Origin of the sequence: Streptomyces sp. NPDC008137, from assembly GCF_042957035.1 — a bacterium.
In the GTDB taxonomy this organism is placed as follows: Bacteria; Actinomycetota; Actinomycetes; order Streptomycetales; family Streptomycetaceae; genus Streptomyces.
Genome location: NZ_JBIBHN010000001.1, coordinates 264,636 through 280,237 on the forward strand (window position 1 = coordinate 264,636; position 15,602 = coordinate 280,237).

General features: G+C 70.9%; 13 protein-coding genes. 2 read left to right on the top strand and 11 right to left on the bottom strand.

Annotated elements, in window-relative coordinates; translation table 11 throughout:
• Nucleotide 1: 1 nt before the first annotated feature.
• The 3 genes from nadD to ACFZBT_RS01175 form a co-directional block, all read right to left on the bottom strand.
• On the bottom strand, nt 2-766 hold the full coding sequence (nadD, locus tag ACFZBT_RS01165; RefSeq protein ID WP_391097488.1) for a nicotinate-nucleotide adenylyltransferase: 765 nt from the start codon (nt 764-766) through the stop codon (nt 2-4).
• A gap of 84 nt (nt 767-850) precedes the next feature.
• A complete protein-coding gene (locus ACFZBT_RS01170) occupies nt 851-1,015 on the bottom strand; it encodes a hypothetical protein (protein WP_175432503.1) in 165 nt (54 codons plus the stop codon).
• Nucleotides 1,016-1,179: 164 nt separating this feature from the next.
• Nucleotides 1,180-1,338 carry a hypothetical protein gene (locus ACFZBT_RS01175; RefSeq protein ID WP_391097489.1) on the bottom strand — a complete coding sequence of 53 codons (159 nt, stop codon included), beginning with the start codon at nt 1,336-1,338 and terminating at the stop codon, nt 1,180-1,182.
• A gap of 123 nt (nt 1,339-1,461) precedes the next feature.
• Between ACFZBT_RS01175 and ACFZBT_RS01180 the strand changes: the two genes are divergently transcribed.
• On the top strand, nt 1,462-2,583 hold the full coding sequence (locus tag ACFZBT_RS01180; protein WP_391097490.1) for a M48 family metalloprotease: 1,122 nt from the start codon (nt 1,462-1,464) through the stop codon (nt 2,581-2,583).
• A 16-nt stretch (nt 2,584-2,599) separates the two neighbouring features.
• On the opposite strand, the gene ACFZBT_RS01185 is transcribed toward ACFZBT_RS01180, so the two are convergent.
• From ACFZBT_RS01185 to proB, 5 genes are all read right to left on the bottom strand, one after another.
• Nucleotides 2,600-3,670: a hypothetical protein gene (locus ACFZBT_RS01185; RefSeq protein ID WP_391097491.1), complete on the bottom strand. Its 1,071-nt coding sequence runs from the start codon at nt 3,668-3,670 to the stop codon at nt 2,600-2,602.
• 89 nt (nt 3,671-3,759) lie between these two features.
• On the bottom strand, nt 3,760-4,362 hold the full coding sequence (locus ACFZBT_RS01190) for a hypothetical protein (RefSeq protein WP_391097492.1): 603 nt from the start codon (nt 4,360-4,362) through the stop codon (nt 3,760-3,762).
• A gap of 131 nt (nt 4,363-4,493) precedes the next feature.
• Nucleotides 4,494-5,780, bottom strand: coding sequence for a glutamate-5-semialdehyde dehydrogenase (locus ACFZBT_RS01195; RefSeq protein ID WP_391097493.1), 1,287 nt, complete (start codon nt 5,778-5,780; stop codon nt 4,494-4,496).
• Between the two features lie 107 nt (nt 5,781-5,887).
• On the bottom strand, nt 5,888-6,346 hold the full coding sequence (locus ACFZBT_RS01200; RefSeq protein ID WP_391097861.1) for a hypothetical protein: 459 nt from the start codon (nt 6,344-6,346) through the stop codon (nt 5,888-5,890).
• Nucleotides 6,347-6,480: 134 nt separating this feature from the next.
• Nucleotides 6,481-7,587: a glutamate 5-kinase gene (gene proB / locus ACFZBT_RS01205; protein WP_391097862.1), complete on the bottom strand. Its 1,107-nt coding sequence runs from the start codon at nt 7,585-7,587 to the stop codon at nt 6,481-6,483.
• Between the two features lie 318 nt (nt 7,588-7,905).
• Here proB and ACFZBT_RS01210 point away from each other — a divergent pair, with 318 nt between their 5' ends.
• Entirely contained in the window at nt 7,906-9,942 is a 2,037-nt protein-coding gene (locus ACFZBT_RS01210) for a hypothetical protein (RefSeq protein ID WP_391097863.1), read from the top strand.
• Nucleotides 9,943-10,024: 82 nt separating this feature from the next.
• Here the strand turns inward: ACFZBT_RS01210 and ACFZBT_RS01215 are convergent, their stop codons facing one another.
• The 3 genes from ACFZBT_RS01215 to ACFZBT_RS01225 form a co-directional block, all read right to left on the bottom strand.
• The gene (locus tag ACFZBT_RS01215) at nt 10,025-11,233 is read right to left on the bottom strand and encodes a glycosyltransferase (RefSeq protein WP_391097494.1); all 1,209 of its coding nucleotides are present in this window, start codon (nt 11,231-11,233) and stop codon (nt 10,025-10,027) included.
• 204 nt (nt 11,234-11,437) lie between these two features.
• Nucleotides 11,438-13,540, bottom strand: a complete 2,103-nt coding sequence (locus tag ACFZBT_RS01220; RefSeq protein WP_391097864.1) for a hypothetical protein — start codon at nt 13,538-13,540, stop codon at nt 11,438-11,440.
• A 202-nt stretch (nt 13,541-13,742) separates the two neighbouring features.
• Entirely contained in the window at nt 13,743-15,239 is a 1,497-nt protein-coding gene (locus tag ACFZBT_RS01225) for a D-ribitol-5-phosphate cytidylyltransferase (protein WP_391097495.1), read from the bottom strand.
• Between the last annotated feature and the right edge of the window lie 363 nt (nt 15,240-15,602).

Below are 15,602 nucleotides of genomic sequence, written 5' to 3' on the forward strand. Positions count from 1 at the left end.
CTCACTCGCCGCGGTACAGCTCGCGCTTGTCGATATAGCGCACGACTCCGTCCGGCACCAGATACCAGATCGGGTCGCCCTTGGCGACTCTCGCACGGCAGTCGGTGGAGGAGATGGCCAGGGCGGGGACCTCGACGAGGGAGACGCCGCCTTCCGGGAGTCCGGGGTCGTTCAGGTGGTGGCCCGGGCGGGTGACCCCGATGAAGTGCGCGAGGGAGATCAGCTCCTCGCTGTCCCGCCAGGTGAGGATCTGGGCGAGCGCGTCGGCGCCCGTGATGAAGAAGAGGTCCGTGTCCGGGTTGAGCGCGCGCAGGTCACGCAGGGTGTCCACGGTGTAGGTGGCACCGCCGCGGTCGATGTCGATGCGGCTCACGGAGAACTGCGGGTTCTCGGCGGTCGCGATGACCGTCATCAGATAACGGTCCTCGGCCGGGGAGACGCTGCGGTGGCTCTTCTGCCAGGGCTGGCCGGTCGGGACGAAGACCACCTCGTCGAGGTGGAAGGCCGCGGCGACCTCGCTGGCCGCGACCAGGTGCCCGTGGTGGATCGGGTCGAAGGTGCCGCCCATGACACCGAGGCGGCGCTTGCCCGGCCGCGACGGGCCGTTCCCTGGGCCGTCGGCGCCGCCTGGCTCCGATGCCGCATGACGGGGCTCCGTGGCGGCACGGCGGGGCTCCGAGTGTCGCTCGGTGCCGCTCGCCGTGTCCTGTGCCGGGTCGTGCGGCGTCTCGTCCGCCGGACCGGTAGGCATGTCCTGCTCTCCCATGCGTGCAGACCCTACCGGCCCTGCCTGAGGGGTCCTGCCGCCCCGTGATCCCCGGGATGCCCGGCGCGGGGCCCCCGGCCTGGCTCAGCGGTCGCGGTTGAAGCGGGTGGTGATCCACAGCAGGAGCAGCAGGATGAAGAGGGCGCCGCCACCGGTGAGGTAGGGGTTGAGGCTCTCGTGGTTTCCACCGTGCTCCTCGCCCTCGGCGGCGAGGGTGACCAACTGGGCAGCGGTGCTGTGGAAGCTCATCTTCGGCAGGACCTATCGCGTGTGGGCGGCATAAAGACGTCGGCTCATCGTAAGCGGGCGTCCCGAGCGCGATCACCCCGACTCCGCATGTTCGTGGCGCGGAGGCGGCGCGTGCCCCTCGCCCGGCCGGTCCCGGGGGCCCGGCGGGGAACCTTCCCGTGGCCTCAGTCGTCCTTCCGTCTGTAGCCACGCAGCAGGAACCACCCGGTCAGCACACAGCCCAGGATCATCACGACGAGGACGATCCGGAGGATCCCCGGTCCTTGCCGCTCGGCGGCGCTCGCGGCCTCGGCGAGCCAGGCGGAGGCGGGGTGGTGCTCCATGACGGTGGTTCCCTTCGCTGTACTGCCCGACCACCGTAACTCCGCCTAGGCTGGGCTCTGCCTCGGGGAAGCAAAAGGCCGCACAAGGGGCCGCAAAGGTCACACAGACGCATGGGGGAAGACATGTCCGACGGCCACGAGCAGAGCGGGCACGAGCACGTGCCCAGCAGGCAGCGCAGGCGCTTCCCCGGAATCTCCTCGCGTACGTACGAGCATCCGGCCGACCGCTCCGCCCTGGTGGCGCTGCGCAAGCTGAGCGGTTTCGACACGGTGTTCAAGGCGCTCAGCGGTCTGCTGCCCGAGCGCAGTCTGAGGCTGCTGTTCCTTTCCGACTCGGTGCGCGTCTCGGACCAGCAGTTCTCCCATCTGAACGTGATGCTGAGGGACGCCTGCTACATCCTGGACCTGGAGAAGGTCCCGCCGATGTACGTGAACCAGGATCCGGTGCCGAACGCGATGTGCATCGGCCTGGACGAGCCGATCATCGTCGTCACGACGGGGCTCGTCGAACTGCTCGACGAGGAGGAGATGCGGGCGGTCGTGGGCCACGAGGTGGGGCACGCGCTGTCCGGCCACTCGGTCTACCGGACGATCCTGCTGTTCCTGACCAGCCTGGCCGTCCGGGTCGCCTGGATCCCCCTGGGCAACCTCGCGATCATGGCGATCGTGACCGGGCTGCGGGAGTGGTTCCGCAAGTCGGAGCTGTCGGCGGACCGGGCGGGGCTGCTGGTCGGGCAGGACCTGACGGCCTCCATGCGGGGTCTGATGAAGATCGCGGGCGGTAACCACCTGCACGAGATGAACGTGGACGCGTTCCTCGCACAGGCCGAGGAGTACGAGGCCGGGGGCGACCTGCGGGACTCCGTGCTGAAGATCCTGAACGTGCTGCCCCGCTCCCACCCCTTCACCACCGTGCGGGCGGCCGAGCTGAAGAAGTGGGCCGAGTCGCGGGACTACCAGCGGATCATGGACGGCCACTACCCGCGGCGCGACGAGGACAAGGACACCTCGGTCAGGGACTCCTGGCGGGACTCGGCGAACCACTACACGACCCATGTGAAGAGCTCCAAGGACCCGCTGATGAAGCTGGTCACGGACCTGGCCGACGGCGCCGGTGACCTGGGCGACCGCGTCCGCCGGGGCTTCGGCGGATTCACGAGCTCTGCCCCGAAGCCGCCCCAGGGCCCGGACACACCGGATGCGGACTCTCCGGGGGACGACGGGCCGCCGCGCGAAAACGGCTGAGGGCCTGAGACCCTGCTCACACCTTCGGCTGCGCGCTCGTCGCCAGGGACCCGCACAGGGCCGTCGCACTGCCCGTGGCATAGGGGTCCGTACCGGCGGGGCCGCCCTCCTTGGCCGTCTGGCCGGCCAGGAGGGGGCGGAGGTGGTTCGTGGAGTCCTCGGCGCAGGAGAGCGGTCCGGCCTGGACGTAGGAGACGACGAGCTGGCCCTGGTGCAGGCGCAGGTCGTCGCGGTCGAAGCGGAAGTGCAGCTCGCGCCGGACGGTGAACAGCGACACCTCGGCCTTGTCGTCGGCCCCGGCCGGCCGCAGCGCGTACACGAACGTGTGGTCGGCGGTGACCTCGAGCGTGGAGGAGTCCGCCTCGGCCGCCTGCAGCGTGCCCTGGACCCGCACCTTGCGGTCGGCCAGCTCCGCGCGGGTGGGGTCGAAGCGGACGAGCCAGCCGGTGGGCGCGTGGCGTCCGTCCGCGGTGGGGCGGGAGAAGCTCTGGTCGAACTGGCCCAGCTGATCGGGGTCGAGCAGGACGCGGACCGCGCGGACCTCGCCGCCCGTGAGCACGTCCGGGTCGAGGGCGGAGCGGACGATGTAGTCCTTGGCGGTGGACAGGGCGGACACGACCTGGCTGTCCGAGAAGTGCGCGGTGCGCCGCGAGGCGGGCAGCGGGACCCCCTCCGCGCCGCTCTTGAACTGTGCGGCGGGGCTGTGCTCGTACAGATAGGCCGGGTCGCCCGTGCCGGGCACCTTGCCCTCGGGGGCGAGCGGGATGACGGTCATCCGCAGGGGCTCGGCGGGCTCCTGGGCGGCGGGGGTCTGGTAGGGGTGCCGTACCCCCATGTAGATCGCGGTGCCGAAGGCGATGGCGATCAGCAGGACCAGGACCAGCGCCTGCCGGGACAGGCCCCGGCGCAGGGGCGGGCGGCGGCGCACGGCGGGCGCGTGGTCGGCGATGCGCTCCTGGGCGGAGAATTCCTGGAGGCGGGCAGCACGGATGAACGATTCGTCGAAGACGACGGATCGATACTCGTCCTCGCCACCTCCGGGAGCCCCTTCGGGCGCCCCCTCAGGTGGGTCTCCAGGCCCGCCCATATCTTCAGGGTAGGTCTCCGGAAGGTCGGGTAAACGCCCGGCTCCATGACAAGTTCTGACAGGTTCTCACCGGGACAGGCGGGTTCCGGTCAGGGGGTGCGCGGGATCACCGAGACGGCGGGACCGGTGTAGTCGGCGGACGCCGAGGGGGTCGCGCCACCGCTCTGTTCCAGCCCGGTCGAGGTGGGCGCCGGCAGGGGCTCCTGACGGTTCGAGGACGCGCCCCGGTAGACCGCCGTGAAGGCCAGCGCGACCATGCCGATGCCCATCACGAGGGCGAGCAGCCAGGCGACGGGGCGGTGCCAGCGGACCTGCTTGCCGTACGGGCCCGTGCCGCCGTAGGGGTCCTCGACGATGTCGGAGTCGTCCAGCTCGTCGAGGTCGGGATCATGGCCGAAATCGCCGTGCCCCTCGGAGCCGTACCCGTCGTCGTAGCGCTCGCCTCTGGTGTGGGCGCGGCGCGCCTCCGCTTCGGAGGCCTCGGCTCTCGCCTGTGCGGCGGCAAGGAGGCGTTCCACGGCGGTCGGCTCGTGCACCACGGCCGCGCGTACGAAGGCCTCGTCGAAGACCACGGAGGCGAACTCTTCGTCCGACACCCCGCGGTCCTGGTCGTCGTCGGGCTCCCAGCCGTCCGGAAACGGCGTGCCCCCCACGTCCTCCGGCACGGATCCAGAGTAGACCTGGGGGGTCAATTTGGGCAGACGGTATGGAAATTCATCCGCCGGTTGAGACGGCGTTCACAGGGCCTCGCACGGCGCGCGCCCGGCCGGTCCGCCCCTGCCGCACACATATGCGCCGCTGCCCGCATTCACCCGGCGGACGCTCAGCGGCGCACGTGCCCGTCCCCGGTCACGATGTACTTCGTGCTGGTCAGCTCCGGCAGGCCCATCGGGCCGCGGGCGTGCAGCTTCTGCGTGGAGATGCCGATCTCCGCGCCGAAGCCGAACTGGCCGCCGTCGGTGAAGCGGGTCGAGGTGTTCACGGCGACGGTGGTCGAGTCGACCAGTTGGGTGAAGCGGCGGGCGGCCTGCTGGGAGGTCGTGACGATGGCCTCGGTGTGGCCGGATGTCCACAGCCGGATGTGCTCGACGGCCTTGTCCAGGGAGTCCACGACGGCCGCGGCGATGTCGTACGACAGGTACTCCGTCTCCCAGTCCTCGGCCGTCGCCTCGACGACGGTCGCCTCGGAGTCCTTGGCGAAGGCCTGCACCCGCTCGTCGGCGTGCACGGTCACCCCGGCTCCGGCGAGGGCCTCCAGGGCGCGGGGCAGGAACTCGGCGGCGATGTCCTGGTGGACCAGAAGGGTCTCGGCGGCGTTGCAGACGCCGACCCGCTGGGCCTTGGAGTTGATCAGGATGTCGACGGCCATGTCGAGGTCGGCGGCGGCGTCGACGTAGACGTGGCAGTTGCCGGTGCCGGTCTCGATGACCGGGACGGTCGACTCCTGCACGACCGTGTTGATCAGGGAGGCGCCGCCGCGCGGAATGAGCACGTCGACCAGGCCGCGGGCGCGCATCAGCTCGCGCACGCTGTCGCGGCTCTCACCGGGGACGAGCTGGATGGCGTCGGCGGGCAGCCCGGCGCCGCCCACGGCGTCGCGCAGGACGCGCACGAGGGCGGTGTTCGACTGGTAGGCGGAGGAGGAGCCGCGCAGCAGGACCGCGTTGCCGGACTTCAGGCAGAGGGCGGCGGCGTCGACGGTGACGTTCGGCCGGCCCTCGTAGATGATCCCGACTACGCCGAGCGGCACGCGGACCTGGCGCAGGTCGATGCCGTTGGGCAGCGTGGAGCCGCGGACGACCTCGCCGACCGGGTCGGGCAGCGCGGCGACGTCGCGCACATCGGATGCGATGGCGCGGACCCGCTCGGGGGTGAGCGTGAGCCGGTCGATCATGCCCTCGCTGATGCCGGCCTCGCGGGCCTTGGCGACGTCCTTGGCGTTGGCCTCGACGATCTCGCTCGTACGGACCTCCAGCGCGTCCGCGATGGCGAGCAGCGCGTCGTCCTTGTCGGCCCGCGGCAGCGGCGCGAGGCTCGCGGCGGCGGCCTTGGCGCGGTAGGCGGCCTCGGTGACCGGGGACATCGAGTCGTACGGCGAAAGCGTGGTCATGAGGGAAGCGTAGTGCGCCGGGCGGATCCGTTCATCGTTCGTTTCACACCCCGAGACATCTCCCGAGACACGCCCTGAGACCCTCCGGAGCCGTTCCCGGGGCCAGGTCAGAACGGGTGGACTCCGACCGGGGACGCCGGTGGCGGTCCGTACCCCTCGGCGACGCGCTGGTGGTAGGTCGCGCGGTCGATGACCTCCAGGCCGACGATCTCCCAGGGCGGCAGGCCGGCGGTCTGCCGGTGCTCGCCCCACAAACGCAGGGCGACGGCGGCCGCGTCGTGCAGGTCGCGGGCCTCCTCCCAGTAGCGGATCTCCGCGTGGTCGACCGCGTAGCGGCTGGTCAGGAGGAAGGGATGGTCGTGGGCGAGCTGCTCCAGTGCGCGCCGGACCTCGGTGAGCGGGGCCTCCCGGCCGGAGACGCTGAGGGTGACGTGCCACAGCCGCGGGATGTCGCCGGGTTCCTCGCCCTGGAACCGGTCCCCGGCCGCCACACTGGTGAGGGCGCGCTCGTCACCGGCCGCACGGGAGCCGGCACCACCACGGGACGCCGTGGCCCCAGGGCGCACTCGTCTCACGACGGCCTCCTTTGCACAGTGGTGCTCCTGCGGAATGTTGCCCTGAGACAAAGTTGAGCAGGCCGCAAGGGATCGCGTGGCGGTTTTGCGGAACGTCCACCACCGGGGGCGGATGTTTCGTCACATTACGGGTGGAGGACTACCAGGTCGTCCCTGTGTACGACCTCGCGTTCGTACGCGGGCCCGAGTTCGCGGGCCAGTTCGCGGGTCGAGCGGCCGATCAGCCGGGGGATCTCCTTGGCGTCGAAGTTGACGAGCCCGCGGGCCACCGCCCGTCCCGTGCCGTCCCGCAGCTCGACCGGCTCACCGGCGCTGAACTCGCCCTCGACGGCGGCGATCCCGGCCGGCAGCAGCGACTTGCGGCGGTCCACGACGGCCTGGACGGCACCGTCGTCCAGGGTCAGCGCGCCCTGCGGGGTGGAGGCGTGCTGGAGCCACAGCAGCCGGTCTGCGGAGCGCTTGCCGGTGGGGTGGAAGTAGGTGCCGGTGTCCTGGCCGGTCAGGGCGTCGGCCGCGTGGATGGCGCTGGTGAGCACGACGGGGACACCGGCGCCGGTCGCGATCCGGGCGGCCTCGACCTTGGTGACCATGCCGCCGGTGCCGACGCCGGCCTTGCCCGCGCTGCCGATCTCGACGTGCGCGAGGTCGGACGGCTCGCGCACCTCGGCGACGCGGGAGGTGCCGGGCTTCGCCGGGTCGCCGTCGTAGACGCCGTCCACGTCGGACAGCAGGACCAGCAGGTCGGCGTGGACGAGGTGGGCGACCAGGGCGGCGAGGCGGTCGTTGTCGCCGAAGCGGATCTCGTCGGTGGCGACGGTGTCGTTCTCGTTGACGATCGGGAAGGCGCCAATCGCGAGGAGCTTGTCGAGGGTGCGCGAGGCGTTGCGGTGGTGGGCGCGGCGGCTCATGTCGTCGGAGGTCAGCAGCACCTGGCCGACGCGGACGCCGTAGCGGGCGAAGGAGGCGGTGTAGCGGGCGACGAGCAGGCCCTGGCCGACGCTGGCGGCGGCCTGCTGCCGGGCGAGGTCCTTGGGACGGCGGCGCAGGCCGAGCGGGGCGAGTCCGGCGGCGATGGCGCCGGAGGAGACCAGGACGATCTCGCGCTCCCCGCCACTGCGGACCTTGGCGAGCACGTCGACCAGCGCGTCGACGCGGTCCGCGTCGAGGCCGCCCGAGGCGGTGGTCAGCGAGGAGGAACCGACCTTGACGACGATTCTGCGGGCCTCGCCCACGGCCTGCCTTGCCCCTGCCACGTCCCCGTCCGCCCCTCGCGTCGATTCGGTCCCTCACCAGGAAATCTACGGGACGGCGAGGCGTGGCGCGGCGCCGGTCCACGTTACGGACGGTGCCGCCCGCGTCACGGGACGGCGGTCGCGCTGTTTCCGTCCCACCCGACGACAGGAATGTGATCTTCCGCTACGGTCCGACGTCACGGCGGGGCGGTGGTGCCCTCTACGGCCCGGCGACACGCGCGTGTCGTCGGGAGGTCGCCGCGCGTTAACCCGGACGGCCGACCTGCGCCGACACCCGACGCTTCTGGAGTGACCGCAGTGCCCGTACCTCTTCCCCGTCCGCCGGCCCTGCTGAAGGGGCTGGTCGCCGTCGTCCTGGCCGCCGCGTTCGCCGCCCAGGCGGTCGCGGCGCTGCTGCCCCACGTGCCGCTGCTGCTCGCCGCGACCGCCGCCTCCCTGGCCACCGAGGGTGCCCTGCTGCGGTGGCAGCGCGGGGTGCTGTCGCTGTTCGCCAAGTCGCACGCGGACATCACCGTGCGGCACGTCCTGCGCGACCTGCTGCTGGTCGTGGGCCTGCTGCGGCTCGGCGAGCAGGACCGGGAGACGGTGTACGCCCCGCTGGTGGCGGGGCTGCTCGCCTTCTATGTGCTGCACTGCGCGATCCAGGCGGTCTCCGTACTGGTGCGCCGCACCCGCACCCTGCCGGTGGTGACCCGGAACATCGACGCCTCGGCGCTGCGGCTGTCCCCGGCCCCGGCCCTGCTGCTGCGCCGCCCCGGCCACCGGCTGCTGGTGTTCGGCCTGCCCGCGACGGCCGGGCTGCTGGCCGCAGCGCCCCGTGACGAGCCGGTGTACGCGGCGGCGGGCATCGGGCTCTCCCTCCTCCTCGCGCTGACCGGCCTCGGCGCGCTGCTGCTCCGGCTGCTGCCGGGCCGCCGCCCGGCCGGTGAGCAGGAGGTGCTCGACTGGTTCGACGCGTGGCTGGCCGAGTACCGGCCGACGGTCGGCCTGTACTTCTCCGGCGGCGCCGCCTCGGCGTACCAGGCGAACATGTGGCTGGAGCCCCTCGCGCGGGTGGACGGCAGGCCGGTCATCGTGCTGCGTGAGCGGTTCATGGTGCAGAAGATCGCGGCGACGGACATCCCCGTCGTCTGCCTGCCGAGGGTGTCGACGCTGATGCGTCTCGAGCACTCCTCACTGCAGGTACTGATCCACCCGTCGAACTCCGGCAAGACCTCTCAGGTGCTGCGCATCCCCACGATCAAGCACACCTTCGTCAACCACGGCGAGAGCGACAAGCTGTCCTCGTGCAACCCGTACGCGAAGGCCTACGACGAGGTGTGGGTGGCCGGGCCCGCCGCACGCGAGCGGTACGCGCTGGCCGAGGTGGGCGTCGAGGACAAGGACGTGGTGGAGACCGGCCGCCCGCAGCTGGACGCCGTACGGCCGTACGCGGGCCCGCCGGCCGGTGCGTGGACGACGGTCCTGTACGCGCCGACCTGGGAGGGCTGGGACGGCAACCCCGGCAACACCTCGGTGATCGCGGCCGGCGAGAACCTGGTGCGGGCGCTGCTCGCCGACCCGGGCGTGCGGCTGCTGTACAAGCCGCATCCGCTGACGGGGTCGGTGGACCCGCGCGCGGGCGCGGCCGATCTGCGGATCCGGGAGCTGATCCGGGCGGCGAACCGGGAGCGGACGGGGGCCCGCCCCGCGGGCGACGCCGGACTCGACCGTCTCACCCGGGAGCTGGACCGCCTCACCACGACCGACTTCCGGTCCGGGGCCGACACGGTGGAGCGCATGCGGGTGCAGTCGGCGCCGGAGCCGGGCCGGGCCGGGGCGGTGGCGCGGGCTACGGCGGCCTGGGAGGAGGCGTACTGGGCCTCGCTGCGGGCGGGCGAGCACCAGATCATCACGGACGCCCGGCCCGAGCTGTACTCCTGCTTCGACGCGGCCGACCTGCTGGTCAGTGATGTGTCCAGCGTGATCAGCGACTTCCTGGCGAGCGGGAAGCCGTACGCGGTGGCGAACACCAGCGGGCTGAGCGAGGACGCGTTCCGTACGGCGTTCCCGACGGTGGCGGCGGCGACGGTGCTGTCACCGGACGCCGGCGGGGTGCCGGCCCTGCTGGAGACGGTCCGGCACCCGGAGAAGGACGAACTGGCCGAGGCACGCGCCGCGTTGAAGCTGCGTCTGCTGGGCCCGGCGCAGCCCTCGTCGCAGGAGCGTTTCAACACGGCCGTACGGGAGCTGTGCGAGACGGCCGGGGAGCACCGGGCGCGGGTGGCGGAACGGCTGGCCGCCGAACTGCCCGGCCAGCGCACCGGGGCGGCGGTCCCGACCGCGCCGCGCTGAGCGGCGGTACGGGCGGGGCTGAGCGACGGTACGGGCGGGACGGAAGCGGGGGCCGCGCGAAAGCCGGCCCCCGCTTCCGTGGTCACGCCGCCGACCGCACCTCACGCGGCGTCAGCACCCGCCGCGCCTTGCGCACCGCCCGGCGTACGAACGTGTGGGCGCCGCCCTCGCGGTAGCCCGGGAAGGCGCGGGCCTCGCGCGGCTCGGCGAGGTACACCCAGTCGGGGACGCCGGCGGCGCGGTCGCGGAAGTGCGGATAAGCCAGGTAGACGCGGCGGCCCTTGCGCTCCAGGAGCGCCGCCGCCTGCTTCTTGGCCTTGACGAACTTCACGACCTCGATGAGCAGCTCGGGCCGCTGCTCGGCGACCAGGTGCAGGCGCAGCCGCTCGTGGACCTTGAGGCGCTGGGCGGCGCCCGCGGTCCAGTGGGCGTCCAGCAGGGGCTTGGCCAGCTCGAACTTGTGCCGGCGGATCTCCTCGCTGTCGGTGAGGTACTTGGGCCCGAACTGCGGGAGCAGTGTGACGAGTAAGGGCCGGAGCATCAGCTGGTCGCGCCGCTCGCCCGCGGGGACGTGCTCGGCGATCAGGTTCATCAGGGCCCGCGCGGAGTCGAACCGCAGCGCGTAACTGCCGCTCTTGGTCACGTGCTTGCCGTCGTCGCGGCCGACCAGGTAGTAGCAGGTGTGGTCGGCGACCACGGAGACGCCGTTCGCCCGCAGGTACGCCTCCATGGTGAACAGCGCGTCCTCGCCGGTGAACAGCGACTCGTCGAACCGCATGCCGTGCCGGTCCAGCAGCTCGCGGCGGAACAGCTTCTGCGCGCTGAGCGTGAACTTGATGTTGGAGGAGAAGACGTCGGTCCGCTCCACCGTCCTGCCCCACATGGACTTCGGCGCCGATCGGTTGACGCCCTCGACCTTGCCGAGGACGACGTCCGTACCCGCGCGGTCGGCCATGGCGACCATCCGCTCCAGGGCCTCGGGGCCCAGCCGGTCGTCGGCGTCGAGGAAGAAGACGTAGCGTCCGGTCGCCTTGGACAGGCCGACGTTGCGCGGGCCGCTGGGGCCGCCGGAGTTCTCCTGACGGGTCACCAGGACGCGCATGGGAGCGCGCTCGGCGAACTCCTCCAGGTACTCCCCCGTCCCGTCCGTCGATCCGTCGTCCACCGCGATGACCTCGACGCGCTCTGGATCGATGGTCTGTGCCTCGACGGACGAGAGGCACTCGATCAGATACGGCATCGCTTCGTACGCCCCGATGATCACACTCACATCAGGCTGCGCAACGGCCACGTTTCCCCCTAGTCAATGGGATATTCCCCCCGTATCGCCTCATTCGCTACTTGCAAGACGGGTGATCAGGGCAAGCGGTTGCCTCGCACGCACGTGTTAGTGGGACACGTCACACAATGAATCGACAGGCGGCGGGCATGCGAAAGGGCTCGGCCCCGAGAAGGAGACTTCTCGGGGCCGAGCCCTGATGCAGGCGGGTTCGGGTCAGCCGGCGCCGACACCGTCCGTGTCACCGGCCGCGGGCGTCCGCTGCCCGGGCACGGCGTTCGCCAGCTCGGCGTCGGCCTCGGCGTCGACCTCGGCATCGGCCAGGGCGGCCGCCACCCGTGACTCCTGGCCGACGTTGCGCGTCTCGGCCTTGAGCGCGAGGTTCGCGACGGCGGTGTTGAACTGGGCGAGGGAGGTCGGCTCGTCCGGGCCCAGCAGGTACTGCTTGAGTTCCTTGCGGTCCTCGGCCAGCGGATCGGCGGCCCGGTCGCGGACGGCGCCGAGCAGCTCGCCCAGCTCGGCCGCGCTGTTGGACAGGATCACCGCGGCGCGCACCGCCGTGTTGTTCCGCTTGAACTCCTCGACGCCCACCTCGGCGGAGTCCGTGACCGCGTACGGCTTGCCGCTCGCGATGAAGTCGGAGACCACGCTGGAGATGTCGGAGACCATCGCGTCGGAGACGTTGAAGCAGTCGTACAGCCGCGGGTCGGCGCCGGTGATGACGCGGTGCTCCCAGGCGGGGAAGGAACGCCAGTAGGCGTCGTTCCACTCGGCGCGCAGCCGGGCGACCTCCTCGTGCCGGGCGATGTCGACCTGCCCGTCACGGGTGGCCTCGGCCTCGTCGCGGCGCTCGCCGCCGGAGCCGGACAGCTGCGCGAGCCGGGCCTCGATCCGGGCCAGCTCGGCCTTGGCGTCGGCCTGGACGGCCGTGTCGGCGACGAAGCGCGTGTCGATGGCGCGCTCGGCGGCGGCCTTCTGGACCAGGGCGACGATCCGCCGGTGGGCGGCGCCGGCCTCCTTGCTGACGTTGCCGGTGAACGGGTGCGGCTTGTACAGGACGCGGACCGGCGGGTCGGCCTGCACGAGCTGCTGCACGATGTTCTCGCCGGCCAGGACGACCGAGGTGTTGCCCGGGTTGCCGTCCCAGCCCTCCCAGGTGGGGGCGTACAGCACGGTCGGGATGCGTCCCTCGGGCACGCCCTGCCAGGTCTGGATCGGGGCGAGCTGCGGGCGGCCGACCTCGACGATGTCGTCGTCGCGGACACCGACGTCGGCGATGGCGTAGCGGTCGCGGCCCGCGCGGCCCGCCGTCCACACCTCGTCGTAGACCTTGCTGTACGGGTTGACGCTGGCGAGCTTGTCGCTGTCGCCGTGGCCGATGAAGACGTGCTTGATCGTGGGCACGCGCAGCATGTGGATGTTCTTGCCGACGTTGGCCGCGTAGAGCGCGACCCGCACCGTCGACAGGTCCATGTTCATCAGGTGCACCCCTCCGGGCACGCAGACGACCGGGACCGTGGTGGGCGCCAGATTGTTCAGGATGGCCCGCTCACGCAGGATGATCAGCGGCTTGGAGTCCAGCTTCTCCATGGTGTCCAGCCACATGTTGACCTGGTAGGCGGAGTCCTTCGAACCGGAGAAGTACAGGACCGTCTCCGGCTGGTACTCGCCCAGCCAGTCGTCCACGGCGGCCAGGACCGTCTCGGCCTTCGGCGGGATCTTCCGGCCGCGCACGAACGGCACGAGCGCCAGCACGTACAGCGTGCCGAGGGCCACCGTGATGCCGATACCGACGAAGCCGACGAGGGCGGACTTCACCTGCGCGGCGAGCAGGATGCCGGCGACCGCGAAGAGGTCGATGTGGAGCATCTTCTCGGCGGAGCGGTGCAGCAGCTTGCGCGGCGGGGCGTCCGGGATGCGGATGCGCGACTTGAGGTCGACGTTGCGGGTGGCGACCGGCATGCGGCGGCGGTTGCGGATCAGCTGGACCAGCGCGCCGTGCGGGGCCTGCAGACCGTAGAAGGCGATGAAGCAGGCGATCGCCCCGTAGTAGATCAGGTTGTCCGCGAGGGACAGCCGGGCCAGCAGCAGGACGAGGAGCAGCTGCCGGATCAGGAAGCGGATCGACAGGCCGGCCCGCACCTTGCTGAGGCGGTTGATCAGATAGCTGCCCTTGCGGTGCAGATAGTGGTCCGCCAGGTACGTCACTGCGGCCGCTGCCGCGAAGGCGGGGACGCTCGGGACGAGCGCGGCCAGCATGAGGGCGGGGTAGCCCGCCATCATGAGGACCGCCGCGGCCAGCTGGGCCGCACTGCCCACCCGGGCGACGCGAATAGCGGTGGATATCACGGAGAAACCTGCTCTTGGGAGGGGTGTGCCGGTCTGGTTCGGAATTGCGGCTGGTCTGTGAATATTCGCGGGACGGTATGGATTCAGGCCCCTGCGAACACTCCTGTCGAAGAACTTCGTGAACAGGAGACCGCAGAGGCCTGAATTACCGGAGTCTATTTGGCGCCAATTATTACACGCCGTCCTGCCGGTCCAGAACCGTGGCGAGCGCCTGCTCGAAGCCGGAGGCCCGGGCCGCGCCGGCCGTCGGGTCCTGCTGGCGGACGTCGATGACGTGGCCGGTCAGCTCGGACAGCAGCACGTCGAGCGAGGTGCGGGCCACGGCCTCGGAGGACAGCAGGGAACCCGAGGGCTCCTGGCCGAAGGCCTTGGTGCGCATGGGGGTGGCGGTGCGCTCGGGGTTGATGCAGTTGACGCGGACGCCGTCGCCGGCCCACTCGTCGGACAGCGCCTGGGTGAGGTTCACCATGGCGGCCTTGGTGGAGGAGTACAGGCTGTACTCGGCGCGGCCGCGGGTGTAGCTGCTGGAGGTGTAGAGCAGGAGCTGGCCGTTGGTCTCGGACAGGTACTTGTACGACGAACGGGCGATCTGGACCGGGGCCAGGTAGTTGACCTTCAGCGCCTCCTCGATGGTGGCGTTGTCGGTCTCGGCGAGCTTGCCTATGCGCAGCACGCCGGCGGTGTTGACCACGTAGTCGATGCGGCCGGTCTCGGCGTACGCCTTGGACAGGGCGTCGTCGACCTCCTCCGGGTTCTCCACGTGGGTGCCGGTGGTGGAGCGGCCGAGGGCGTAGACCTTGGCGCCGTAGGACTCGGCGAGCTCGCCGATGTCCTTGCCGATGCCGTAGGAGCCGCCGAAGACGACCATCGTCTTGCCGGTGAGGAGCTCGCGGTAGGCCTCCTCGGAGACCTGCTCGGGCGCGGCGGTCGAGGCGAGCTGGAAGAGCTTGTCGGCGATGAAGACGTCGACGGGCTGCGTGACCTTCATGTTGTACTCGTCACCCGCGACGACGTGGATCGGCACGTCCGGCAGGTACTTGAGCACGACGGAGCAGTCGTCGGTGGCCTGGAAGTTGGGGTCGTTCGAGGCGACCTCGTAGGCCCGCTTGATCGTGGACAGCTTGAAGGCCTGCGGGGTCTGGCCGCGGCGCAGCCGGGAGCGGTCCGGGATCTCGGTGATGAACTCGCCGTCCTCGCCGTGCGTGCGCGTGACGATGATGGTGTCCGCGGACGGGATGGCCACGTCGACGGCCTGGAAGCGCTCCAGCGCGACGACGCAGTCGTCGATGACGCGCTGCGACAGCAGGGGGCGCACGGCGTCGTGGAAGAGGACGTTGGCGTCCTCGCCCTCGGCCAGGCCCTCGCCCAGCGCGGCGATGGCGCGCTCGGTGGTCTCGTTCCGCGTGGAGCCGCCCTCGATGATCTTCGAGACCTTCTTGAATCCGGCCTTCGCCACGATCTTCTCGACGTCGGGCACGTAGCCCTGCGCCATCAGCACGATGACGTCGTCGATCGAGTCGGCGTTCTCGAAGGTGGTCAGCGTGTGCTCGATGACTGCCTTGCCGGCGATCTTCAGCAGCTGCTTGGGGATCGACAGACCAACGCGCTGACCGGTACCACCAGCCAGGATCACTGCGGTGGTACGGGGCTTGGCTATGTGCTGGGACACAGGTGACCTACCTCGGGGCGACAGGGAACTTGGAAATGGTCCCACTTGTGGTTACCGCAGTGCAAGGTGAGCGACCTTCGCCACATATGTGCGCGCAACCTGTCATTCACCTTGGGGTGCCGGTGATTGGTGAGACGACTCCGTGAAGCCTTCACGAGTTCCTCGGACGGTGTCTGGTGCACGGTACGCGTCTTGGCGGTGTGGTGCGGCATCCGATCACCGTGGCAGTCGTCACGGTGATCGCCCGAGGACCGGTCTTCACTGTCCCCTGCAATACCGCTTGCCCAGCCGTCCATTGCCGCGGAATTCGCGGTAAAGATTCCGCAGCGTTTCGGTATCGGTCGGGGTAAGGGAAGAGCCTGG